The 23,512-nt window shown below is 37.7% G+C and carries 21 protein-coding genes; 13 read left to right on the top strand and 8 right to left on the bottom strand.

What is annotated here, in order from left to right:
• Window positions 1–30 precede the first annotated feature (30 nt).
• From EVJ47_04100 to EVJ47_04090, 3 genes are all read right to left on the bottom strand, one after another.
• Window positions 31–990: a formate hydrogenlyase gene (locus EVJ47_04100; GenBank protein RZD15463.1), complete on the bottom strand. Its 960-nt coding sequence runs from the start codon at window positions 988–990 to the stop codon at window positions 31–33.
• Between the two features lie 300 nt (window positions 991–1,290).
• Window positions 1,291–3,570: a nitric oxide reductase gene (locus EVJ47_04095; GenBank protein RZD15462.1), complete on the bottom strand. Its 2,280-nt coding sequence runs from the start codon at window positions 3,568–3,570 to the stop codon at window positions 1,291–1,293.
• Window positions 3,571–3,584: 14 nt separating this feature from the next.
• Entirely contained in the window at window positions 3,585–4,007 is a 423-nt protein-coding gene (locus EVJ47_04090; GenBank protein ID RZD15461.1) for a c-type cytochrome, read from the bottom strand.
• A 255-nt stretch (window positions 4,008–4,262) separates the two neighbouring features.
• On the opposite strand from EVJ47_04090, the gene ric reads away from it, so the two are divergent.
• The gene (ric, locus tag EVJ47_04085; GenBank protein RZD15460.1) at window positions 4,263–4,952 is read left to right on the top strand and encodes an iron-sulfur cluster repair di-iron protein; all 690 of its coding nucleotides are present in this window, start codon (window positions 4,263–4,265) and stop codon (window positions 4,950–4,952) included.
• Here ric and EVJ47_04080 read toward each other — a convergent pair.
• The 3 genes from EVJ47_04080 to EVJ47_04070 all read right to left on the bottom strand — a co-directional run bounded on the left by EVJ47_04080 (window position 4,949) and on the right by EVJ47_04070 (window position 7,976).
• Complete coding sequence (locus EVJ47_04080; GenBank protein ID RZD15459.1) at window positions 4,949–5,392, bottom strand: Rrf2 family transcriptional regulator; 444 nt, start codon at window positions 5,390–5,392, stop codon at window positions 4,949–4,951. The two genes, ric and EVJ47_04080, sit on opposite strands and share 4 nt — an antisense overlap.
• 143 nt (window positions 5,393–5,535) lie before the next feature.
• Window positions 5,536–6,552: a cytochrome d ubiquinol oxidase subunit II gene (gene cydB / locus EVJ47_04075; protein ID RZD15458.1), complete on the bottom strand. Its 1,017-nt coding sequence runs from the start codon at window positions 6,550–6,552 to the stop codon at window positions 5,536–5,538.
• The gene (locus tag EVJ47_04070) at window positions 6,549–7,976 is read right to left on the bottom strand and encodes a cytochrome ubiquinol oxidase subunit I (protein ID RZD15457.1); all 1,428 of its coding nucleotides are present in this window, start codon (window positions 7,974–7,976) and stop codon (window positions 6,549–6,551) included. The genes cydB and EVJ47_04070 overlap by 4 nt, the downstream gene beginning before the upstream one ends.
• A 440-nt stretch (window positions 7,977–8,416) precedes the next feature.
• On the opposite strand from EVJ47_04070, the gene EVJ47_04065 reads away from it, so the two are divergent.
• The 3 genes from EVJ47_04065 to EVJ47_04055 are packed head-to-tail and all read left to right on the top strand — an operon-like array spanning window position 8,417 to window position 11,319.
• A complete protein-coding gene (locus EVJ47_04065) occupies window positions 8,417–10,072 on the top strand; it encodes a hypothetical protein (protein ID RZD15456.1) in 1,656 nt (551 codons plus the stop codon).
• A gap of 30 nt (window positions 10,073–10,102) precedes the next feature.
• Window positions 10,103–10,873 carry a sulfite exporter TauE/SafE family protein gene (locus tag EVJ47_04060; protein ID RZD15455.1) on the top strand — a complete coding sequence of 257 codons (771 nt, stop codon included), beginning with the start codon at window positions 10,103–10,105 and terminating at the stop codon, window positions 10,871–10,873.
• A gap of 20 nt (window positions 10,874–10,893) precedes the next feature.
• On the top strand, window positions 10,894–11,319 hold the full coding sequence (locus EVJ47_04055) for a hypothetical protein (GenBank protein RZD15454.1): 426 nt from the start codon (window positions 10,894–10,896) through the stop codon (window positions 11,317–11,319).
• 3 nt (window positions 11,320–11,322) lie between these two features.
• On the opposite strand, the gene EVJ47_04050 is transcribed toward EVJ47_04055, so the two are convergent.
• A complete protein-coding gene (locus EVJ47_04050) occupies window positions 11,323–11,940 on the bottom strand; it encodes a hypothetical protein (GenBank protein RZD15453.1) in 618 nt (205 codons plus the stop codon).
• A gap of 529 nt (window positions 11,941–12,469) precedes the next feature.
• Here EVJ47_04050 and nosZ point away from each other — a divergent pair.
• The 9 genes from nosZ (at window position 12,470) to EVJ47_04005 (ending at window position 22,267) form a co-directional block, all read left to right on the top strand.
• Window positions 12,470–14,494 (top strand): TAT-dependent nitrous-oxide reductase, encoded by a 2,025-nt coding sequence (gene nosZ / locus EVJ47_04045; protein ID RZD15452.1) that lies wholly within the window; start codon window positions 12,470–12,472, stop codon window positions 14,492–14,494.
• Window positions 14,495–14,542: 48 nt separating this feature from the next.
• On the top strand, window positions 14,543–15,175 hold the full coding sequence (locus tag EVJ47_04040) for a nitrous oxide reductase accessory protein NosL (protein ID RZD15451.1): 633 nt from the start codon (window positions 14,543–14,545) through the stop codon (window positions 15,173–15,175).
• 69 nt (window positions 15,176–15,244) lie between these two features.
• The gene (locus tag EVJ47_04035; GenBank protein ID RZD15450.1) at window positions 15,245–17,335 is read left to right on the top strand and encodes a 4Fe-4S binding protein; all 2,091 of its coding nucleotides are present in this window, start codon (window positions 15,245–15,247) and stop codon (window positions 17,333–17,335) included.
• A 55-nt stretch (window positions 17,336–17,390) separates the two neighbouring features.
• Window positions 17,391–18,722: a nitrous oxide reductase family maturation protein NosD gene (gene nosD / locus EVJ47_04030; protein RZD15449.1), complete on the top strand. Its 1,332-nt coding sequence runs from the start codon at window positions 17,391–17,393 to the stop codon at window positions 18,720–18,722.
• The gene (locus EVJ47_04025) at window positions 18,685–19,686 is read left to right on the top strand and encodes an ABC transporter ATP-binding protein (GenBank protein RZD15448.1); all 1,002 of its coding nucleotides are present in this window, start codon (window positions 18,685–18,687) and stop codon (window positions 19,684–19,686) included. The genes nosD and EVJ47_04025 overlap by 38 nt, the downstream gene beginning before the upstream one ends.
• On the top strand, window positions 19,679–20,518 hold the full coding sequence (locus EVJ47_04020) for an ABC transporter permease (protein ID RZD15447.1): 840 nt from the start codon (window positions 19,679–19,681) through the stop codon (window positions 20,516–20,518). Before EVJ47_04025 ends, EVJ47_04020 begins: the two co-directional genes overlap by 8 nt.
• A gap of 21 nt (window positions 20,519–20,539) precedes the next feature.
• The gene (locus tag EVJ47_04015) at window positions 20,540–20,806 is read left to right on the top strand and encodes a hypothetical protein (GenBank protein RZD15446.1); all 267 of its coding nucleotides are present in this window, start codon (window positions 20,540–20,542) and stop codon (window positions 20,804–20,806) included.
• Between the two features lie 30 nt (window positions 20,807–20,836).
• A complete protein-coding gene (locus EVJ47_04010) occupies window positions 20,837–21,217 on the top strand; it encodes a hypothetical protein (GenBank protein RZD15445.1) in 381 nt (126 codons plus the stop codon).
• Window positions 21,218–21,223: 6 nt separating this feature from the next.
• On the top strand, window positions 21,224–22,267 hold the full coding sequence (locus tag EVJ47_04005) for an FAD:protein FMN transferase (protein ID RZD15444.1): 1,044 nt from the start codon (window positions 21,224–21,226) through the stop codon (window positions 22,265–22,267).
• A 7-nt stretch (window positions 22,268–22,274) separates the two neighbouring features.
• On the opposite strand, the gene EVJ47_04000 is transcribed toward EVJ47_04005, so the two are convergent.
• Window positions 22,275–23,495 (bottom strand): 4Fe-4S binding protein, encoded by a 1,221-nt coding sequence (locus EVJ47_04000; GenBank protein ID RZD15443.1) that lies wholly within the window; start codon window positions 23,493–23,495, stop codon window positions 22,275–22,277.
• Window positions 23,496–23,512 lie beyond the last annotated feature (17 nt).

Raw genomic sequence — 23,512 nt, 5'->3', positions numbered from 1 at the left:
ATTGCTCCAGAATTTTAATATTTAAATAATTTAAAAACCCTTATATTGAAATGTCATTATCGCAAGAACGCTTAAAACGAATGCGGCGGCAAAATACTCCTGATACCTGAAGAATCTCAATCTTGAAATAGCGGTATCTATAATTCCGGCTATGAATCCCACAATTAACATTTTTAAAATAAGACTGATTACAGCAATAATAAGACCTGCGAGACTATGATTAATGGATAGCCCCCATGGAAAAACCAGTACATTCAAAAAAATCACCAAAAGTAAAAATTGTTTCATATACCCTGACCATTTTAAAAGAGCTAAATATGGACCTGAATAATCCAAAATTCTTGCCTCTTCAATCATGCTCATCTCGGCATGAGTTGAGGCGTTAATAGGCCTTCTATCCGTATCCGCCAGAAATAAGAGAAAAAATGCGGCTATAATTAAGAAATGGGGCGGACTAAAATAAAAAGGCAATGATGCGGTTATAGTACGCAGCATCACATAAGGCAGTGTGGATTGTGCTATTAAAGCTACGCCCACAAAAACGAGAATAAGGGTAGGCTCGGAAAGAATCGCGAGAAGGGTGGCGCGGGACGAACCCAGCCCCCCATAGCTTGTACCCAAATCAAGGGAAGCAATGTTTATAAAAAATGATGAAAGGGAAAAAAGAAATGCCCCTCCGAGCATATCGCCCATAAATCCAAGGGGAAGCGGATATGCGGTTAAAACAGGAATAAGAAGGGTAATAAGCACCATCGAAATAAAAGAAACGAACGGGGCTGACTTAAAAATAAACGAGGCGGAAGGCGGTATCAATATCTCTTTTTGGAATAGTTTATGAATATCGTAATAAGGCTGAAAAACCGAAGGTCCCTTCTTCCCCTCAAAAATCTCCTCTATCTTGCCGATAAAGCCCGCAATAAACGGGGAAAAACCAAGGACGGTTATAACCTGAAAGATTTGAAAGACGGTTGAATTTAAAAAGATGTTCATTATAGGCTAATATCCCTCTCTAACATTACACTTAAAAGCAGAGCGGCAAAATTATTTTAATAAATAATGTAATGTAGGAGTCATTAGCCTTTTATTTCTTCAGGCGGCAGGTGTCGATTTATTTTTTAAACAACTCAAGCAGACCCCATTGCCTAAGCGATTTTTATTAATATTGCCATATAATAGATAAATTGTCAAGAAGAAACAACACTCCCCCCTTCCCCCAACCCTCCCCCTGCGGGAGGGTTGGGGGGGCATGATGAAAATAAATATTTTCTAAATCGTGATTTGGGAACCCTTTTATTCTTTTACCGATTTTTTAACCTGTAGAAGTTTTATTGTTATATCTATAAAAAGAACCAGAACGCCTATCGTAAATACAAGGTCTCCGGGCGATCTTAACCACAGCCACATGTCGGTCTTATCATAAAAGTAAATGCTTCTCGAATACCAGTAACCGTGTTTTACGGATGCCGCAAACTGCATAAATCCTTCCGGCAGAAAATTTAAAATCACCCATAGAATCATACCTGCATTAAAGCACCACAAAGCTATTCTACCGGCTTTATCGCTCCATTTAGAAGGTTCGACAATCATCCTCAGGACATAATAGCTTAAGGCAATTCCTAAAAGGCCAAAGACGCCGAATAAAGCCGTATGTCCATGGTTTATCGTCAGATACTGACCATGTTCGTAATAATTCATAAGCGGGGTGTTGATTAATGACCCGAAAACACCGGCGCCGACGAAGTTCCAGAATGTCGAAGCCTCTAAATATTTAAACGACAAATCCTGCGGAAATTCTTTCCCTGCCTTTACTAAAACATTTTTTTCATAAACAGCCTGCATTGTTAAAAGTAAAAGCGGGATAACCTCAAGAAACGAAAACATCGAACCGAGAGCTATCCATATCGAGGCATCGCCGATAAAATAAAAATGATGCCCCGTTCCGATAATTCCTCCCAAAAATATAAGGAGTATTTCAAGAAGCAGGGTGTTTTCGATTGTCTGTCTTTTTACGAGACCCTGAGCAAGAAAGAAATAACCTATAACCACAACCGCAAAGAATTCAAATGTCCCCTCAACCCATAGATGAACGACCCACCATCTCCAAAAATCGGTAATCGTCCAGTTTTTGAGAATCCACGCTAAAGGAAACATCCCAAACACATACATTAAGCCGATAGTTGACGCGCTGATTAAAAGGAGCCATTCAACGCTCCATTTATCGGTATTTTTTATAAAATTAGGTTTTAATGCCCTGTAAAGTATAACAACCCAGAGTAACAGACCGACAAACACTATAATCTGATTAAGTCTGCCTAATTGTAAATATTCAAGACCCTGATTGCCGATAAAAAACCATAGACCTTTGTGAAAATAGCCTTTTGCGCCAAGATACATTCCTATAAGGGCTGCAACCCCGTCGATTAATAATGCCCACCATAGAAAATCAATGAGAAAGGATTGCCATTTAGGTTCTTTTCCGCCGCCTATATATTTCGAAACAAATATGCCTGCGCCGAGCCACATCGAAGCGATGAAAAGAATTGCAAGCTGGATGTGCCATGATTTAACGATATTAAAAGGAAGTATCGTAAGGGTATTTATGCCAAAAAATGAAGACCTTTCGGCATAATAGTGAGCTAAAAGCATACCTGCTATTATTTGCAAACCTAATAAGAAAGCGCCTAAGAAAAAATATTTGCCTGCTTTTTTCATTGAATGAGTGATTTTAAAATTGCCCAAGTCTTCCATCGGCTTCCAGTTATCAAGCATTGCCGGAGCCTCCTGCCAGCCGGGAGAAATATAGGTAAGGAAAAACCAGATGACAAGTCCTGCTAATGCAATAAAAACGGCTATGGAAGCAAATGTCCAAGTATAGAGATAAGTCGGCGGAACATTGCCCGCCCCTCTGTTATACGGCCAATTATTGGTGTAAGTATGGTCAACGCCCGGCCTTAACGTTCCCGCGCTCCATGCCGCCCATGAATAAAATTCGACTATTCTTTTTATATCATATTTTGAAGGAACTAAATCTTTACCGATTCCCAATTTGGGATTGCCGTTCGTATAAAGATTTTCAATCCTTTTTTGAATTTTGTCGAAGGCATATATCTCGCCCGGAGTGTATGTGAGAACATTTCCTGCCGAAGAAAATCTATTTTTCTTTATCTTTGATATTACAAGTGATTTTATATAATCCCTGTCACGCGGGGAAATTTGGTTATAAGGCTTTTTATAAAGTTTTTGCGACTCGAAATCGCGGTAATATTTAACCTCCCTGTGAAGATACTGGTCGGTAAAATCCGGCCCGAAATATGCGCCGTTCCCGTAAATACTGCCATAATCCATCAGGTCGAATTCCTGAAACCTTGCTTTGCCTGCAACGATATCCTGTCCCGTAAAAAGGGTCTTACCCTTAGCGCTTATTACCTGTCCAGGTATTGGCGGAGCGCCGTAATATACCTTAAACGTTCCGTAAACCAATATGGCGACAAGAACTATAATCGTAAGCGATAACGTGATCTTTAAAAATTTGTTTACCGATTTTTCATCATAATAAATGCTTTTGCTCATAAACACTCCTCCTTTTATTTTTTATTTTTATTTTCTATCGTTTGCGCCTTTTTTAATTCGGCTATTATAATTTTTCTATTTTCTTTGCTCAGATGATTAAACATCAAAATAAAATACATCGTTCCGGCCGGATTTTTCAAAAAATCGTTCAGGCTTTTTCTGTAAACTTTTTCGACATTGGAATACGCACCTGAAAGGTCGGGGCCGACATGTCCCCCTTTAATATTTAAAGCCCTTATGTTATGACATTTGACACACCCTAAATTATAAAATATAGCTCTGCCGTTTTTAGTTTTAAGGTTTTTTAAATTGCTTCCGTTAGAGGTTTTCATAAAAACCAATAAGGCTAAAACAGGTACGGCTAAAATGAGAATAAGTCCGAGGGAAACGAAAATACCTATTTTAATAATATTTTTATTATTCTTTGGCATAATCATTTTTTTTGCTAAAAAATAAAATAGTATTATAAATTAATTTGAATTTAAACCCGACAATAATGCAGCGACAATTCAAGTTTCCCTGATTATAAAAAATATAAAAAATAAATGTTATGACTTTTGTCACAAATTTAATAATTTAATTTTTATAAAATTATTTTATTTATGTGATAAAAATCATATATTAACGGTTAAAATTTTAAGATAATAAAATTTAGGATAAGATTTAACCGGTAAATAAAAGGAGAAACAAAAATGAGAAGAGATGCGGATGATTTATTTTTAAGGAGCGTCGGCGAAATTGCATCAGAAAACCCTGAAAAGATAGAGGTATTCAAAAAATACGGCGTCGATTTTTGCTGCGGCGGCAATAAAACATTAAAAGAGGCATGTGAAGAATCCGGCATAGACGAAAAATTTATCGCCAACGAATTAAACGCCGTTAAGGAACGCGGTCTGGAGAAGGACAAAAATTATGTTTCAAATCAAAGAGCGAACAATTGGAATACAGATTTTTTAATCGATTACATAGTTAATATTCATCACACATTTTTAAGAATTCATCTTCCCGAAGCAACGGAATATGTAGAAAAGATTGCCCATGTTCACGGAGACCGCCATCGGGAACTTATCAGAATAAGGGAACTTTTTATAAAAATGTCGCAGGCTTTAATTATTCATTTAGATAAAGAGGAAAAGGAGCTTTTCCAGCATATAAAAAACCAGGAAACCGGCGGGATTATGGGAGAAATAAACGATGCGGAATACGACCACGAATATGTCGGGCATATTCTTAAGGAGATGAATTTTTTAAGTTCCGGCTACTTAAGTCCCGAAGATGCCTGCGCTTCTTACAGGCACGCTTACAAACTGCTAAAGAATATTTCAGACGACATAATGATTCATATACATTTGGAAAACAATATACTTTTTAAAAAAATCTAAGAAAAATTTAAATCGTATTCCGACAGCTTATTTTTATGCGTATTACTTGCAAAATCGGCAATAGAATAAGAACTTAAGGCTTTTGTGAGCATTTTTTGAATATCGGCCCACATAAAATGCACATCGCAATTGCCCACATTCCGGCAGGATGATTTATTAACGACGCATCTATTTAAAACAACAGGACCGTCTATAATTTCGACAATCATTTTTATGGTAATATTTTCGGGCGGAATGTTAAACGTAAACCCGCCTTTCGTTCCGATAAAAGAATGTACAAGACCGCTTTTTGCCAGAGATTGAAAAATCTTAGACATAAAAGAAGCGGGTGAATCGGTATTTTTAGCAATATCTTTTACAAAACATATACTTCCTGCCGGCTTTTTTGCCATATAAACCAAGCCTCTAATAGCATAATCGCTGGCTCTTGAAATCTTCATATATACACCTCAAAATAAAACCTACATAACATTATAAACCATTTAATGCGAAAAGGCTATATAAACCCAAATCCTGCTGATATTAAAAAAATGCCCTATAAAAATTAAAGGGATTAATTTAATTATAGGGCACCCACAAAATGTTAATAACTGCTTTCATCCATTTTAACCTTCAATCCAAACTTTTTATACGCATAAAATGCATATATCAAAACAAGCGGAAGTCCGATAATAGTCGCTATGAGCATTACAAAAAGCGTAAGGTGATTCGATGCGGAATTATAAATATTAAGGCTGTATTCCGGATTTATGGACGACGGAACGATATCGGGAAATATCCCGACGGCTAAGCTCGCAACCGCTCCTACGATTCCAAGCACAGAGTAAGCAAACGGCTTAATATCGCTTAATGATTTAGCCGATACGATAACGCCGATTCCGCCGATTATCATAATAACCGGAACAATATCCCCTATAATGCCAAAGCTGTTGTTTGCAAGCCTTTGCGCAAATACCAAAGAGAGCAATAAAAATAATATTGTAAAGATAATATATGCGTAAGCAAATCCTGACGCAAAAACCCTTGCCCTCTTTTGAATCTCTCCCTCGGTTTTCATAATAAGATAAGCTGAACCGTGCATCAAAAACATCGATAGCGACAGAAGTCCCCCCGTCAGGCCAAAAATATTCAATAAACTAAAAAGCGATTGATAATCTATGTGGTCTTTATTTAAAGGAACGCCCATTAAGATGTTGGCTATCGCGACGCCAAGCAATAAAGAGATGCCGAGGCCCGTAACGGTGATATCGGTATCCCAAAAATTTCTCCAGCTTTTACTTTCCACCCTGCTTCTAAATTCAAAAGAAACCGCTCTAAATATTATCAGCCATACGACAAGCATAAACGCGAGATAAAACCCGCTGAAAACGGAAGCGTAAACCCGCGGGAAAGCCGCAAAAACCGCTCCGCCGCCTAATATCAACCAAACCTGATTCCCTTCCCAAACTGGGCCTATCGCATTCATTACATATCTTCTTTCATCATCATTTTTGGATATAAACCTTAAAAGCCCGCCGACGCCGTAATCAAAACCATCCATAACCGACCAGCCCAAAATTAAAACCGCAACCAAAATGAACCACAATATGTTTAAGTTCATGACAGCACCTCCTTAGCTTTTGCGCCGGCCATGCCGCTTACCTCGCCGGCAAGTTCATCCTTCCCTTTCAGTCTTTCGTTTAGTTCCTTTTTAAATAAGAAAATAGCAAACGCGGCAAGGGTTATATATATCATCACAAACATAAACAAGGATAACCCTACCTCCAATGCGCTGACATTGGGCGATACGGACTTTACGGTCGTAAGCAGTCCGTAAACGGTAAAGGGCTGCCGCCCTATCTCCGTCGTAAACCAGCCAAGTTCTAACGCTATAAGCGGTAAAAATGTCGAAAACCAAAAAACTTTTAACATTTTTCGGCTGTCGTATAGTTTATTTTTTAACAGAAGAATAAGGGCTATAATCATCACCGCCGCAAAATAAAACCCCAAATACATCATAATATGAAACGACCAGAATACTATCCATACGGGCGGGAACATGGCCGGCGTCAACTTTAAATCATACTTATTATTGATATACTTTATCGATTCGTTAAAACCCATAACTTTGGCCGCCGGATTCATATAAGCCAGCATGCTTAACATACCGGGAATCCCGATTTGCGGTCCGTTAGACTCGGTTTTATTGTTCGGCAGGGCAAAAAGCGTTTCAGGGGCATATCTTTGAGAATGCCATTGCGCCTCCATCATTGCTAATTTTGTCGGCTGATACCTGACCACTTCTCTTGCGCTGATATCTCCCAATACGATTTGAAGACACGCGATTATCACACCCGCTATAACGGCTACTTTCAGGGCTTTTCTCATTACCATGTCTTTGCTGTTTTTAATTAAAAACCATGAAGCTACCCCCGCCATGAAAAATGCTGAATACTCCCATGCGCCCGCAATTACATGGAGAAACTCCGATGGAAAATAGGGGTTAAAAACGACATGCCAAAAGTTTGTCATCTTAGGTATTCCGTTTGAACCGATTTTATAACCCCTTGGACTTTGCATCCATGAATTTGCCACAAGAATCCAGACGCCCGACAAAGTCGAACCAAAGGCCACAAATATCGTCGATACCCAGTGTGCCTTGGCCGAAAGCCTGTTCCACCCCAGCAGCATAACACCTATAAAAATAGATTCCATAAAAAAGGCAAACAAGCCCTCTATGGCAAGAGGCGCGCCGAATATTGCACCGACAAAAGAAGAATATTGAGACCAGTTTGTTCCAAACTGAAACTCCATAACTATTCCTGTCGCAACGCCGACAACAAAGTTAATTGCGAATAATTTTGCAAAAAAGCGCGTAATTCTCAGGTAATCCTGATTTTTCGAATAAACATAAATTCCCTCTGCAATAACAAGCAGCACGCCAAGCCCGATGGTTAAGGGCGGGTAAAGAAAATGAAAAAAGGCCGTCATTCCAAACTGGAACCGCGCCAGAATTAAAGCCAAACTATCCATAAACACCCCCATGTAAAATTAGATAGAAATTAAATATTGGCAAAATATCTTGAATAATAATTATTCAAGAGTAATTATATCTTAATAGTAATAATTGCATATACGATTATATCTATACATATGTTGCAAGTCAATAAAAAATAAAATACGCCAAAACCTCACATTATAAGGTGTTTAACATCTGCGCTAAATTTTCATATCTTTTTTTATTCTACCCCTAAATTAAAAAATATCAAATTTGCCTTAAATTGTCTTAAATTAAGACTTGACAAATCTTAATTTAATGTTAATATTATAGTTAATTTAACATTTAAATTAACGCACAACTGTAAAAACTCTTCCTCACCCCCTCCTTAAAGGAGGGGGATTTAAAGTAGAATTTAAGTGCGTCAGGAAAAAGATTATATTAGTTCCCATAAATAATAATTAACCGCTTAAAAATGAGGTTCGTTATGAAAAAGGTATCTTCGTACATTTTTTTAATCTTTTCCGTTTTACTTTTAACAATTACATTATTCCCGAAAAAAAGCCGCGCAATTCCACCATTTGCCGAGAAATACCACTTTGCATGCGCCGTCTGCCATACCGTTTTCCCCAACCTTAACCCGTTCGGAAGGGCATTCTGGCGAAACGGCTTCAGGCTGCCCAATACAACAGGAACGCCCGCCGATGCAACTTCCATCACCGAAGGGTTATCGCTTCCTAACCCGTGGCCTGTTCCTCTTTCCGTGGCAACATGGATTCAGTACACCCATGCGACAAACGAGAATGTTCTGCCTCAAACACTTCCAATGGTTGGACTAACCGATAATAATACCGATAATTTCAGTGTTTCGACCATGATAGATTCGGGAGGGGCATTTAAGTTAAACAGCCCGTTTACAGATTCTTTGTCTTACTTTGTTATGAACAATATCGGCGCTACGACCGGAAACAATGTTCCATTTACCAACGCCCAGACATGGGCATCGTTAAACGATTTAGGTTACGGCTTCGGGATTAAGCCGCATTTGTTAAATTTGAAAATCGGGGAACCGAATACGGCAGGCCCATATTTTTACCGGCAAATGCCCATGTTTCTTCCATCGTACTCCGATATGAACGCTCAAGGACTCAGCATCGGTTTTGATGAAGAAGGCGGTAAATTAATTAATCATGTAAGCCCGGGATTTGAATTTTACGGAACCCCGGGGTACAATTTATGGTATAAGTTTACCGTTACAAACGATCAGGGCGCAAGTTCTTCGGGTATGAATATGGGCGGTATGACTCCCTCGTCACCTATTACATCTAATGCAATGACTTACTCATATTCTTTAAAAGAATATCTTCAATTAAAAAACGGTGGACAGCTTGAGTTCGGTTATTATGGGGCTACTGTTTCCGAACCCGTACAGGGAAACCAGAATTGGGCTTTAATGGGCAATGGAATGTCATCACCGGGTGTTTCAACTGTATGGATAAACCCAATCAGGGTTGACGGCTTTGACATCGATTATGCCTTTCCGGGTTATATGAGCGAAGTTGGTCTTACGGCTATGCACCAGGAAGACTTTCATCCCTACGGAAACCCTTCGCTCCCTTCTCAGGAGCTTTGTCTGCCACAGAATAATACCCCCGTCTGGATGACTATGATGAACGGCACCTTGATGAACGGCTTTCCCGGCGATGTGAACGGCGCTTGCCCCGCGGGTTATTCTTCCTATGGCACTACAAATTCATCTAACGGTTACAGTACCATCGATGTTTATGCAATGGCTTCATTTATGAACAATATGTACACGGGACTCATGCTGATGGCGGAATATTCCGTGTACCGCTGGGACCATAAAGCGCTTCAGGAGGCGTACAATTTTGATTATAATTCGATGTCGAAGACGCAATATTTTTATAATTCTTTAAATTTATTAGGTAATGCCGGCAGCGAGTTATACCAGAACGGCTTTTATGCAAATAATTCGGGTGTGATGAACGAAGGGGTGGACCAGACCTTAACCCTAACGGCAACATATAATATAGCTTACAATGCTTATCTATACGCAACCTATCTATTAACAGACAGGGTGCAGGATGATATGTTCGGAACCGGACTTGCTTTTGCATTTTAATTTTTTAAAATTAAAAATATAATATAAATAATGGCAATAATAATTTTAAGTGTTTTTATTACGGGGCTTATAGGGGGGTTTGCACACTGTTATTTTATGTGCGGACCCCTTGTCTTTAGCTATTCTTCTAAAGATACGGAATTTGTCGGCAAAAATAAATTTACCAGGACTGAAAAAAGGGCATACCTTTTTTTATCGAACTTTTTATTCACTCTCGGAAGAATTACCGGTTACGGGATAACCGGTTTTATCGCGGGGGCAAGCGGGTCATTTATACTATTAATGGCTAAAACATCCATATTCAGGGGCATATTCGAGCTTTTAATCGGGTTAACCCTGATACTAATGGCGCTCAGTTTTGCCCCGTTTATAAAATTAAACTTTCATCCCGAAAAATTTATGACTCTATTTTCGCCTTTATATTTAAAATTAATAAATTCGAAATCAAAAAAGCATATCTTATCCTCTCGTTTTATTTTTGGGATTATGATAGGCTTTTTGCCGTGCATGCTGTCGCTTACGGTTGCAATAACCGCAGCCGGCACAATGTCCGCATTCTACGGAGCGCTCGTCATGGCAGCTTTTGCCGTAGGAACGGCAATTCCTCTTAATACTTTTGCATTATTATCGGGAAGGCTTTACGATAAGCTTAAATTTTCTAACTCAAGGATCTGGCTTGCATCTTTGGCTTCCTTAATAGTTCTTGCCGTCGGGGTCTTGTTTATCCTGCGGGCGCTGTCTTTTGAAAATTTTATCAATCTTGGACATTCATATTTAGTTAATAATATTCTTATGATCTAAAAAACGATGAGGAGGTTTTTATGAATTTTCATTTAAAAAAAATCAGGCTAAAATTAATCTTGGTTTTTGTATTTGCGCTGTCTATAATTTTAGCAGGCAAGGACGTTTACGCACTCAAGCCTTTTTACCGCATTAATCACTCCGGCGGCTACAACTTTAAGACGGTTATTGCGCCGGGCGCGGTTAAATTTAACAAATTAAAATTCGCGCTGTTTATCACAAAAAGCGGCAGACCCGTTCAAAATTTCAGAGGGAAAGTTTCCCTTTCGATGCCGGGGATGTATATGGGGAAAAATATTGCAACGATTCATCCGGTAAACGGCAGACCCGGAAAATACCAAACTTATATTTATTTTACGATGGGCGGATTATGGAAATTGGATTATGTTTTATATGATAGCAGGGGCAGGTTGTTCCGCTTTTCTAATGAACTTAATGTGAATTAGGGGTTAGAATTTCATATGCGATATTATTTCGTCGAACGATACTATCTCCCCGCCGAATCCTTTTTTGAATCTTTCCGCATCGTCTTGTCTCGCAAAAACAAGAATAGGCGGGGAACAGCATGGAATAACATCCGTTTTAAACAAAAGGAAAGCATTTCTTAAATCTAACGGATTTCCGTATAGAAAATCCCTCCCCATTATAGAATTAACCGCATTTAAATCGCCGATGATGTGCAGCACTCCCAAAACGGCGCAATGGGCACAGCAAAATTCATGCACTTGACCGTTCTTTTGGTTAACGGCAACGGCAAGTCTTTCATCGGTAATATGTTTAAGACATATAACGCATTTGCGTATGGCAGGACTTTTATCGGCTTGGGTTTGGGCGGCGTAAGGATACAGTTTATTAAAAGTCTTTGAAATTTTGCCCTCATCTATTAAAGCGCGGATATATCTGTAAACGCTCATCTTAGATATGTTTAATACACTGCTTATATCCGCCACATTATCCGATTTTCCGCTTTTCACCAATTCCAGAACCCTTTCTTTCTGGGTAAGTTCATCGAACTTTTTCGATTTTTCCTTATTTTTAATTACCCTTTTCATAAGGTAATTATACATAATAAACCCTGTTAATGCAATATCGGCGCAATCATAAAAACATCGGAACAGGGGAAATTTTCTCTTTTAATAAAATTAGGAACTCTCTCGGGCTAATAATGGAAATATTATTAATATTTTTATCCACCAAACAATATATATAATAAATTTGACAAATTGAAGAAATGGGATAATATTTAAAATATAATGTTTTAGATTAATATAATAAATTATAATAAATAATAATAATTATTAAATAATAAAACAAAACGCCGGTTTAATTCATTAAAAATGGTTGCATTAATTTAATATAATGTGACTTTTGTCATATTTTAACTTTTTTATAATTATTAATATAATTCTACTTAGTTATATAATGCATTAAAGTTTAAACCAATGTTCTAATTTAAAATTAGATTATGGAGGTGGTTAAGTTCGGCACATAATCGTACCGCGCAGTTTAGTAATTCAATTTAGTGTCTTTTTTTGATTTTTAATTTTTTAAATTTAACTTTTTTCTTTTATTAATACCCTATGAGGAGGGGTTTTTATGGAAAAAAATGAAGATGATTTGACTAAAGAAGAAGATTCACAGATTCAAAAGGGAACCACGAGGCGCGGCTTTTTATCTACAATGGCAAAAATTGCAGCAGGGGCCGGGCTTATAGGCAGTGGGGCTGGAATTGAGGCGTTATCGGGATGCGCAAAAGCGCCGACGGGAACCGCAACCGTATCCGCGGCCGTCGCAAAAGCTATAGTTCCTCCCGGCAAATGGGATAAATATATGGGATTCTGGAGCGCCGGACCGTCCGGCGAGGTTAGAGTTAAAGGTATTCCTTCGATGAAGACGCTCCTAAGAATACCCGTTTTTAACAATGATACGGGAAGGGGTTACGGCGGACCGTCCGGCGATGACCAGAGCGCCAAAATGCTTGAGGATGCCGGAGGATATATAGAGGGCGACACTCATCATCCTCATATATCCTATGCTAATGGAGATTTTGACGGCAGGTATTGTTTTATCAACGATAAATCAGCAGGAAGAATTGCCAGAATAAGGCTTGATTATTTTCAAACCGATGCAATTACCGCTCTTCCAAATGTCTCTGCCGTTCATGGCTTATGCGTCCAACGCTATCCAAAAACAGGTTATGTTTTTGCGGCATCCGAATTTGAAGTTCCCATGCCCAACGATGGCAGAGATATCGTCCCCACGGGTAATAATGCGGCACAGACAAAAAATTACTGGACATTACTTAGCGCTGTCGACGGAGAGACCATGGCGGTTAAATGGCAGGTCATGGTTGACGGCAACCAGGATAACATGACCACCGACTATAAGGGGCTTTATGTAGCAGCTACATGCTACAATGCAGATAAAGGATGGGATGTTTCTACAATGACAAAACCCCCTGTAATGTGGGCTGTTTTTGTCAATATCCAGAGGGTTGAAGCCGCAATCAAAGCCGGAAAATATAAAACTATCGGAAAATCTTCGGTTCCCGTTCTCGACGGCAGACACGGTTCGGATTTAACCGCTTATATTCCGGTAGAAAAGGACCCTCACGGAATATCGCCTACGCCGGATGGAAAATATTTCGTTGCGAACGGCAAGCTCGCTCCAAAGGTTACCGTTATAGACCTAGAAAAAGTAGGTCAGGTTTTCGAGAAAAAATTAAAACCTAAAGATGCCGTTGCCGCCATTCTTACGGTCGGGGTTGGTCCGTTACACACCGTTTACGACGGCAGAGGCAATGCCTACACGACCCTTTTCGTCGATTCGCAGATGGTCAAGTGGAACATCGAGGATGCAATTAAGGCTTATAACGGGGATAAAAAAGTCAAGCCGATAGTACAAAAACTTGATGTTCAATATCAGCCCGGGCATAATGCGGCAACACAGAGCGATACAAACCACCCCACGGGAGAATGGCTTGTCAGCTTAAATAAATTTTCAAAGGACAGATTTCTCCCTGTCGGACCCCGGTTCCCCGAAAACGACCAGTTAATCGATATATCCGGTCATAAAATGGTTTTAGTGTCAGATAATCCCGTTTATATAGAACCTCATCAGGCTACGATAGCCCTTGCCGACAGGATAAAATATGTGAAAAAGACTTACGACCCGAAATATTTTGCCAACCATATTGCAGCCGGCACAGAAGGCGTAAAACGCATCGGGCCTCACAGGGTTATCGTAAGACTAACAGGTGTTGCGCCAATCTTGACCCCAGTCTATTTCCATGTCAAAGAGGGCGACCTTGTAACCGTTATTTATTCGAATAACGATACGGTCGAAAATCTTGCCCACGGATTTAATATGACGATGCACGGCAAAAATGTGAATATCGACCCTGGCGAAACCAAAGAGGTTACGTTTACCGCAGACAGGGCAGGCGTTTACTGGTATTACTGCACTATATTCTGTCACGCCCTTCATCTTGAAATGCGCGGCAGAATGATAGTAGAAAAAGTTCCGGGTTACCGTTCAAGGCCGATTAAACCGAACAGGCTCAGCGGAAAACCGTCATTGCACGAAAGATTTAAAGATTTTCCTGAGGTAGGAAAGGCATAATATTCTATTCAGGGGCTGGATAGAATTAATACTGTAGGCTTTATTAAAATGTTCTTTCCCTTCTCTATCCCTCTCCTTAATATTTTCTATTTAAGGAGAGGGTTTTTATATGCCCGTAAAACAATAAAAGGGGTAAAAATGCACAACAAAAAGTTCTTTTTTATTTTATTTTTTATATTGGCGTCTTCGTCCGCGCTTTTAACCGCATGTTCGCCAAATAAAGCCAAGTTCCCGCCGCCGAGAAAAATCACATCTACTACTACATCAAAACTTTGCGGAATGTTTCTTAAACAGTATCCGGGACCGGAAGCTCAGATAATTTACAGAAACGGGAAAACCTATTTTTTTTGCGACACGGTGGAATTATTCGAATGGATTCACTTAAAAAGCGTCGCAGCCCGAGTCCCTTTAGTTATGTATGTTCAGGATATGACCGATAACTCTTGGCGGCATCCCGAGGACCGCTTTATAAATGCCGAAAAGGCTTATTATGTTATAGGTTCTAAAAGAATGGGCTGTATGGGTCCCACATTTGTTTCGTTTTCTAGCCGAAAAGCCGCGGGTAGATTTATTAAAAAATATGGCGGCAAAGCATATAAATTTCATGAAATTACCGTAAAAATGATAAATAAGGCGGCAAATCCCGCCAATATGAAAATGAAATTTAAAAATATGGGGTGAGCTATATAAAAACTTATATAAATTAAATAATGATGCATATTAAATAAAAGGGGATAAGCTATTCAAATCATGAGAAAACCTAATAAAGTCATTCATATATTTTTATTTTTTATCATATCTTTCGTTATATCTTTTATATTAAATTCCTCTTTCGTGTTCGGAAAAACCGATATCACATTAAAAGACTCTTCTAAATATTACGGTTACGCATTAAAAGGCGCCGCCGCATTTAAGTACGGAAACATTAAAGGCACGCCCGTTATATACGGCTACGATAAAAAAGGGAAATTCCTCGGCTATATCTTTCTTTCGACCGATTTGGTCGATATAAAAAGCTATTCCGGAAAACCGTTAATATCGTTAATATCCATCGATAAGAAGGGCATAATAAAAGGGGTAAGGGTAATCCACATCGACGACCCGATATTTTTAATAGGCATTCCTGTTTCAAAACTGTATTCCTTTACCGGCCAGTATATAGGAAAAAATATAAGAAGCCATATCTATATCGGCGGAAAGGGCAGGAACCATGTATCAGCCATAGCAAGCGCAAGCGTTACGACCGTAGCGATGGACCAGACGATTCTTATGGCTGCGAGAAGATTTGCCGCCAAGGTCGGAATTATCAAACCTATTACTAATGTAAAATATGAATTAAAAACTTATTATAAGCCAAAAAACTGGGGTGAATTAAGAAGGGACGGCAGTATTAAAAAATTTGTCATATCATGTTCGCAGATGGGCGTAAAAGACTGCGGCGGGCCGTATGAAACTTTGTATTACGGAATATTAAGCGTACCGAACATTGGAAAAAATCTTCTCGGCAATTATCAATACGGCTATTTATCAAAGAGATGGCAAAGAAGACGGCAGGCGGCTCTTTTTATGATTGCAAGAGGCGTATCTTCTTTTCTGGGTTCCGGTTTTGTCAGGGGGGGGGTATTCGAAAGGTTTCATTTGGAGCAGGGGTACAGTTCTATAATATTCAGGGATGCCGATTTTAATTATATCTCTTACATTAAGATAAAAGGCGCTCCATACTTTAAAGAAGGCGGAATATTTACGATTCCCCTTTCGAAATTCAATCCGATTCTTCCTTTTCATATAGTTTTTACTTTCCACAAACATGTTTCCCACGGTTCTATGCTAAAAAGGGAAAGTTTTCAGACCTTTTACTCAAGCTATCACCTGCCGGGCAAGTATTATATTTCAAGCTACCGGTATATTAAAAAACTTAAGCCGTATGAACTTGCATGGCTAAACGATTTCCATTATATTATTGTGCTCGGTTTATTTCTAATTATTTTAACCGTTGTCTTTTTAATTAAAGACAGGATTATAACAACAAAAACATCGGCAAACGGGCGTAAAAAGATAAAATGGCTATATTATTCCGTATTATTTTTATTTCTCGTATTACTCGGCTTGATTAAACCCTCCCAGCCTTCTATTACCCATCTTTACACAATTTACGACAGCTTATTCGTAAGTTATAATCCAACGCTTTTCCTGCTCGACCCGTTAATTTTTATTCTTTTTGTATTTATTTTTATTACCTCTATCGTATGGGGAAGGGGTATGTTTTGCGGCTGGATTTGCCCATTCGGAACCATTCAGGAATATATTTATAGAATAAAAAAAAGAATACTGCCCGAAAAACTTGCAAAAAAAATTTCGCTCGAGTTTAATAATAAATTTCATTTTAAGCTGGTATATTTAAAATATGTTATATTTATAATATTAATGGCAACGGCAATTATATCTATTGCTTGGGGGGAAAGGCTTGCGGAGGTGGAACCGTTTAAAACCGTTTTTTATCTGCACTTCGAAAGACAGTGGTATTTCGTATCATATGCCATAATATTAATAAGCATATCCGCCCTATCTTACAGATTTTTTTGCAAGTATATGTGTCCTCTCGGGGCTTCCTTCGGCTTGCTTTCAAAATTAAAAATATTCAGCATAAAAAGATACGAGGAATGTAAAAGCTGCAAAATTTGTACAAGGTCGTGCACTATAAGGGCGATAGACGATAAAGGAAAAATTAACAGGTCCGAATGTTTCTACTGCTTGGAATGCCAGATTAATTATAACGACGAAAAACTCTGCCCTCACTTACTGAAACTTAAAAGAGGAAATATCGTCGAGAATATTAAATAATCCAGAGCTAATATTTATAGGATATATATAATATAGTTTTTATTCGGGATTAAAGATGAAATACAAAATTATTTTATTTTTTTTATTATTAGTGCCGATTTTATCGAACCCTTCTATTTCCCTGTCTAAAACTATTTACGCGGAAAAAGGCAAGCCTTTTAATTCTATCCAAAAGGCGATAAATTCGGCAAATAACGGTGATACGATTATCGTTGGCGGAGGGGAATATTCGGGAAATATATTTATAAATAAACCGATAATCCTGATCGGGATAAATAATCCAATAATAAACGGACTTTTAAAAGGAAGCGGGATAACGGTCAATGCAAAAAATGTTACGGTTAAAGGATTTAAAATAATAAATACAGGTAATAATCTTGCAAAAATGGATGCGGGCATTCTCCTCAGGCAAAAAGCCCGTTTTGCGGTCATCGAAAATAATCGTATAATAAATTCTAACTCAAACGGGATTTATGTGGACGGCGCGTTTTACGCGACCGTTAAAAATAATTTTATAACATCTTCCAGAAAAATCCAATACGGGAACAGGGGTTATGGAATCTATTTATGGAATGCGCAATACGGCGTATTCGAAAAAAATATGATAAAGTGCTTTATCGGCGGATTTTATGTCGTATCGTCCCCAAATTCTTATCTTTTAAAAAACATTATTATAGACGACTATTACGGCACGCATTATATGTTTTCAAACCACGACATCGTTGCGGGAAACTTTGTGAAAAACACGGTGGACGGGTTGGCGCTTATGTATTCAAGACATATCCTCGCAGCTCTGAATACTGTGATTGATGCAAAACATAAGGGCTTTTTATTTAATCAATCATTTCACGATACTGTGGTAAACAATGTGGTAATAAAGTCCGGTAAGGGAATGGACTTATACAATACCGTGTATTGCAAAATAATTCATAATCTTGTCATAAATAATAAAATAGGAATGCATATATGGGGAGGGTCTTTCCCTAATATTGTTTACGATAACTCTTTTATCGACAATATTTTTCAAATAAAATTCCTTGCTCATAACGATGTTTACTGGGATTATAAGGAAAAGGGCAATTACTGGTCGGATTATAACGGCTTTAGTATAAAAAAAAATAATACAGGTTCCCTGCCTTACAGGTCTAACTCTATCTCCAGTTATATTTACTGGAAATATCCTATTGCAAAACTTTTATTAAGCGGTTCCCCCGTTATACAAACTCTGCAGTTTATTGAAAACAGTTTCCCCATTTTTACCATTCCGGGCATCGTTGACAGATACCCTTATTTAAACCCGACTTTTTCAAAAATAATAATAATAAATTCAACAAAGGACGGATTTTTTTATGTTAAAACAGGAATTAAACAAAGAACAGGCAAATAACGATAAACAGGTAATAAGGCTGAATAATATCCATAAAGACTATAAACTCAGGGGCGGGTATTTATTTAAAGCGCTGATAGACATAAATTTTTCGGTAAAAGAAGGGGAGGTTTTAACAATCGTAGGCCATAACGGCGCCGGCAAATCTACCCTTATAAAAATCATTATGGGTCTCACAAAACTTACCTCCGGCGGGATAAAAATTTTTGACATGGATGTGTCCCGAATGCTTCCTAAAAATATAAAAGCTCGAATCGGTTATATCCCTGAGGCGGTCAGCTTTTACGGAAACCTGTCGGGATTTGAAATTATGCGGTTTTTTGGAAAATTAAATAATATTTATAATAAAAAACTTTTTGAAGAACTGCTGTATAATGCCGGAATACTTAAGTCCGCAAATAAAAAGGTAATTACTTATTCAAAAGGAATGCGGCAGAGATTGGCATTTGCGGTATCGAGAATTAAAAATCCCGAGCTTTACATATTTGACGAACCGACCAGCGGAATGGATCCATCCGGCATAAATGAATTTGTTTCCCTTGTCAAACTTATAAACAATGAAGGGAAAACGGTGATTTTAACATCGCACATACTCCCGGAGGTAGAAGATATTTCAAGCAGGATTTGCGTTATGTTAAACGGAAGGGTTGCGGCTTTGGGAAATATTCCGGAGTTAGCCGCCGAACTTGGTCTAACCTCAAAAATTAATCTGAGGTTTAAAGAGAATGTTAGACCCGATAGAAACTGGCTCGATATGATAAAAACGGAGCAATTGGTTACCGATTACCTGATTGACGATAAAAATTCAACGATGGATCTTAAATTTTTAGAAGAAAACAGGATAAAATTAATCAACGAGGTTTTCGGTAAATATAATAACGACCTTGCCGATATGACTATGCAGAAACCGGGTCTTTTTGAAATTTATAACTATTTCTCTATTAAAAAGGTGTCAAATGATTAACCTAAAAGTAATTTTAGCAATCTCCAAAAAAGAATTCATTAACAGGATTAAGAATATTTCTCTTTTTATCTTAATTTTTATTCTTGCAATTCTATCCCTTGCAATCTCCTACTTTGGGACAAGCCCTTTCGGTTTAACCGGTTATCACGGAACATCCGTTACGATAGCCTCTCTTATGAGCCTTTCGATATATTTAATCCCCTTGATTTCTTTTATTCTTGGCTATGATTCCATTACGGGGGAGGAGGAGGACGGAACTATGCCTTTGCTTTTGTCGTCATCCGCCTCCAGAAGCGAAATATATCTCGGAAAATTTATAGGACTCATACTCGTTATCTCAATCGCTATTCTTGCGGGGTATGGAATATCCGGCATTATAATTTTATTAAAAGAAAATGCAAGCCATATAATCGACTATTTCGCTTTTATATTTTCCTCGATATTGCTTGGCATATCTTTCATATCGGTTGCTTTGTTGATTTCCAGTTTCACAAGGTCAAGAACATCCTCGATAACCATTTCCGTTTTTTTATGGTTTTTTTATATTTTTATTTATGACCTCTTATTGATAGGAATTCTCGTCGCGACAAAGGGAAAGGCCGTATTTATAAATAATGCCGTTATAGGAGGCTTTTTGCTTGTAAACCCGGCAGATGTTTACAGGCTTTTTACTATCTCCTTTATCCGGGGCCTTAAGGGCTATTACGGTCTTACAAGCATTTTAACGGGAAAATTTATACTGAACCGCTTTCTTTTAATTTTTGTATATATTATGTGGATTTTTCTGCCCATGTTTTCGGGTATGTTTATATTTTATAAAAAGAGATATTAATTATTTAAGAGGATTAATTATATGACTGATTTCTTTAAAAATGTAGAGGATGTTTCAAAGAAAAAAGAGCTTGCGGATATGGTTCAGGAAATAACTTTAATGAAAGTCGCCATAGACGATATTAAAGAAGCTTATGATGTTAAGGATGAAAACGGATTATTAAATAGAATCAAAAAAGGACTCGTACCGGAACATCCGGCTTACGAGGGTTATCTTTCGATACTTCATCTCAAGGACTACATTGCCCATTACAGGCTTAAAATACAAAAATTTATGGATGAATTATAAAAGAAAAGAAATTAAATAAGAGGAGGATTTATGGCATATAAAAAGGATTTTCTGGAAAAGAAAAGGGTTCCCGAGGAATTTGCAGTAAAATTAGCCGATGATATAAACGCCGGATTTAAAAACATATTTAAAACTCCCGCAGAGGTAAAAAGCGACGGCTTATTGCTGCGGTTTAAAGACGGCTCGCAACTTGAATTGCACTATCCTTCTAAAAAAGAATATTCTTTTAATTTCTTAAGGGGAGAAAAACTATTTATAATCGATACTGCCCCTATTCATAACGAGCTTGAAACCTATCCTAATCATATCCATGATTTTGACGGAAAATTAATAAAAGACGGCATCACGGATATTAACAACGAACCTGTTAAAAATATCGAAAATTTTTTACGGTTTTTCGGCTACATATGAGAAAAAATGAATAAATCCGCCAAATTAATTATAATCGTTATACTTTTGTCTGCCTCCGCTTTTATTTTAAATTCCTGCGGTAAATCAGACAAGAAGACTGCCGGTAAAAAAGTAGAAATTAAAAAATCCTTTTATTCTATGGGAACTTTTTGGGAAATAAAGGTTATTTCTACAAATAAAAATAAATCGAGGGATTTAAAAACAATCAGCCTTGCAATAAAAAGGGTAAGAAAATTAGACGGGATATTAAGCGATTTTAAGCCGTCAAGCAATGTTTCGTTAATTAATAAATATTCCGGAATAAAACCTATTAAAGCAAACCCCGACCTTTTAAAGCTTTTAAAGCTGAGTCTTAAATTTTACCGGTTAACGGATAATTCCTTCGATGTCGCTATAGGCCCCGTAATGAAAATTTGGGGATTTTACGATAAAAAATACACGGTACCAGATGAAACAAACATTAAAAAGACCATTTTTCTTAGCAATCCCCAATTCATAAAAATAAACGGAAAAACGGTTTTTCTCGAAAAAAAGGGTATGATGATAGACTTTGGAGGAGACGGCGAGGGATACGGTATTGACGAAGCGCTTTTTGTCTTAAAAAAATATGGAATAAAAAATGCCCTTGTAAATGGAGGAGGACAAATAACCGCCATAGGAAAAGATATAAACGGAAAAAGATGGAGTGTGGGTCTTTTAGATCCGTTGAATAGAAATAAGATAATCAAGGTCATTAAATTGACAAATGCCTCCGTTGAAACCTCTGCAAATTATGAAAACCGGTTTTTTTACAAAGGCAAATATTATGGGCATATTATGAACCCAATCACGGGAACACCTGTTAAAACAAATACCTTAAGCGATACCGTCATCGTCGAGAACAAAGATTTCCGCTATCCTTCGACCGTTGCCGATGCGCTTTCCTGTTCTTTTTTTATACTGAATAAGAATCGAATATCTGCCGTTATAAAAAAATTAAATAAACCTTTAAAGGTTATAATTATTAAAAAGATGAACAAATCGCATCTGAAAATTTATGCGCTTAAATAATTGAATGTTACGCCTTGCGCGGCACATAAATCGAAACGATATTTGTTTCGTAAGGCTTTCCGTTTTCCGGCGATACCAAAGAAAGCTTAAAATCGTGAACGCCCGGACTTAACGCGCCCCTTTTTACTCCTACATAAAAAATAAGCCTTTCTTTTTCATGCGGGTTTAATACGGCAAACTGCTTTCCTCCTTTTAAAAATTGATGCTTCGAAAGAACGGGATTGTTTGCTTCAGGTTTTACCTTAATTTTTTTATTCGTGAAATTTGTTGCGTTTATTATAAACTTATTCAAAAAATATCCCTTTAACTTTGAGGAATTATAGTTCCAGTAATGATAAAGATTGTAATTTGCCGCCGTAAACCTGATTTTGCCTGCCCTGAGGGGCGCCAGATACATTAAAAAACCTAAAGCAGCCATAACAATTACGAGAAAGCCTGCTTTATAATTCAGAAAGGACAGCCTGTTGTTTTTCCCTCTAAAACCGAACTTAATAAATTTTTCGGGGCATGCATCAACACATTTCGCACAGTTAAAGCAGGTTCTGAAATGGGTATTTCTCGGGTCAAAACCCTGCGGACAGACATCTTTGCAATCCGAACAGGTTTTGCAAACGGTTCCAGAAGGTTTATAGCTTATGCCGATTGAATTTTCATCCGACAGCGAAGACTGCGTGTAGCCGTATAAGCAATAATCGCACATCTTAGGCCTTAATGCCGTTAAATCGATTATAAATAGAGGAAACACGATAAGCAGTGGATATAAGAGATTTTCAAAATTAAATGAGCCGAAATTATTAAAATTAATAAAATATGAAGAAACGGAATAAGTCAGAATAGCCGAAAAAGCCGCGATAAATAAGCCGGTAACGATTTTTTCGGGAAAGCCGCGCCTTTCGCCGTTAAAAATTCTTTTTATTTTATTTATCGCGTAATCCCTGAATTCATAAATAGTAAGCTGCGGGCAAAAGAAGCCGCACCAGACCCTGCCGAACAACAGATATATCAAATATCCCGTAATGACTAAAAATGAGATAAACAGCGTAACTTCATAAACCGAAACGGAATTTAAAAATATTTCATGATGCAAAAGCCATATAGAATCATTTTTTTTGTCAAACCTTATAAATCCCAAAACGGGAGTTAAAAATAGTAAAAATATTATTAAAAACTGTGTAAACCTCCTAAAAATCAAAAGTCCGGTAATTTTAGAATCCTTTTTATTTTTCATTTTTCTCACCTTTTCTT

Origin of the sequence: Candidatus Acidulodesulfobacterium ferriphilum (assembly GCA_004195035.1) — a bacterium.
Classification (GTDB): Bacteria; SZUA-79; SZUA-79; order Acidulodesulfobacterales; family Acidulodesulfobacteraceae; genus Acidulodesulfobacterium; species Acidulodesulfobacterium ferriphilum.
The sequence above is the reverse complement of the archived record's forward strand: the minus strand, read 5'-3'. Positions and strand labels throughout refer to the sequence as shown.

Bases quoted from the DNA above. Each gene is read 5' to 3' on its own strand.
- EVJ47_04100 (RZD15463.1), bottom strand. From the start codon at position 990: ATGAACATCTTTTTAAATTCAACCGTCTTTCAAATCTTTCAGGTTATA.
- EVJ47_04095 (RZD15462.1), bottom strand. From the start codon at position 3,570: ATGAGCAAAAGCATTTATTATGATGAAAAATCGGTAAACAAATTTTTA.
- EVJ47_04090 (RZD15461.1), bottom strand. From the start codon at position 4,007: ATGATTATGCCAAAGAATAATAAAAATATTATTAAAATAGGTATTTTC.
- ric (RZD15460.1), top strand. From the start codon at position 4,263: ATGAGAAGAGATGCGGATGATTTATTTTTAAGGAGCGTCGGCGAAATT.
- EVJ47_04080 (RZD15459.1), bottom strand. From the start codon at position 5,392: ATGAAGATTTCAAGAGCCAGCGATTATGCTATTAGAGGCTTGGTTTAT.
- cydB (RZD15458.1), bottom strand. From the start codon at position 6,552: ATGAACTTAAACATATTGTGGTTCATTTTGGTTGCGGTTTTAATTTTG.
- EVJ47_04070 (RZD15457.1), bottom strand. From the start codon at position 7,976: ATGGGGGTGTTTATGGATAGTTTGGCTTTAATTCTGGCGCGGTTCCAG.
- EVJ47_04065 (RZD15456.1), top strand. From the start codon at position 8,417: ATGAAAAAGGTATCTTCGTACATTTTTTTAATCTTTTCCGTTTTACTT.
- EVJ47_04060 (RZD15455.1), top strand. From the start codon at position 10,103: ATGGCAATAATAATTTTAAGTGTTTTTATTACGGGGCTTATAGGGGGG.
- EVJ47_04055 (RZD15454.1), top strand. From the start codon at position 10,894: ATGAATTTTCATTTAAAAAAAATCAGGCTAAAATTAATCTTGGTTTTT.
- EVJ47_04050 (RZD15453.1), bottom strand. From the start codon at position 11,940: ATGTATAATTACCTTATGAAAAGGGTAATTAAAAATAAGGAAAAATCG.
- nosZ (RZD15452.1), top strand. From the start codon at position 12,470: ATGGAAAAAAATGAAGATGATTTGACTAAAGAAGAAGATTCACAGATT.
- EVJ47_04040 (RZD15451.1), top strand. From the start codon at position 14,543: ATGTTCTTTCCCTTCTCTATCCCTCTCCTTAATATTTTCTATTTAAGG.
- EVJ47_04035 (RZD15450.1), top strand. From the start codon at position 15,245: ATGAGAAAACCTAATAAAGTCATTCATATATTTTTATTTTTTATCATA.
- nosD (RZD15449.1), top strand. From the start codon at position 17,391: ATGAAATACAAAATTATTTTATTTTTTTTATTATTAGTGCCGATTTTA.
- EVJ47_04025 (RZD15448.1), top strand. From the start codon at position 18,685: ATGTTAAAACAGGAATTAAACAAAGAACAGGCAAATAACGATAAACAG.
- EVJ47_04020 (RZD15447.1), top strand. From the start codon at position 19,679: ATGATTAACCTAAAAGTAATTTTAGCAATCTCCAAAAAAGAATTCATT.
- EVJ47_04015 (RZD15446.1), top strand. From the start codon at position 20,540: ATGACTGATTTCTTTAAAAATGTAGAGGATGTTTCAAAGAAAAAAGAG.
- EVJ47_04010 (RZD15445.1), top strand. From the start codon at position 20,837: ATGGCATATAAAAAGGATTTTCTGGAAAAGAAAAGGGTTCCCGAGGAA.
- EVJ47_04005 (RZD15444.1), top strand. From the start codon at position 21,224: ATGAATAAATCCGCCAAATTAATTATAATCGTTATACTTTTGTCTGCC.
- EVJ47_04000 (RZD15443.1), bottom strand. From the start codon at position 23,495: ATGAAAAATAAAAAGGATTCTAAAATTACCGGACTTTTGATTTTTAGG.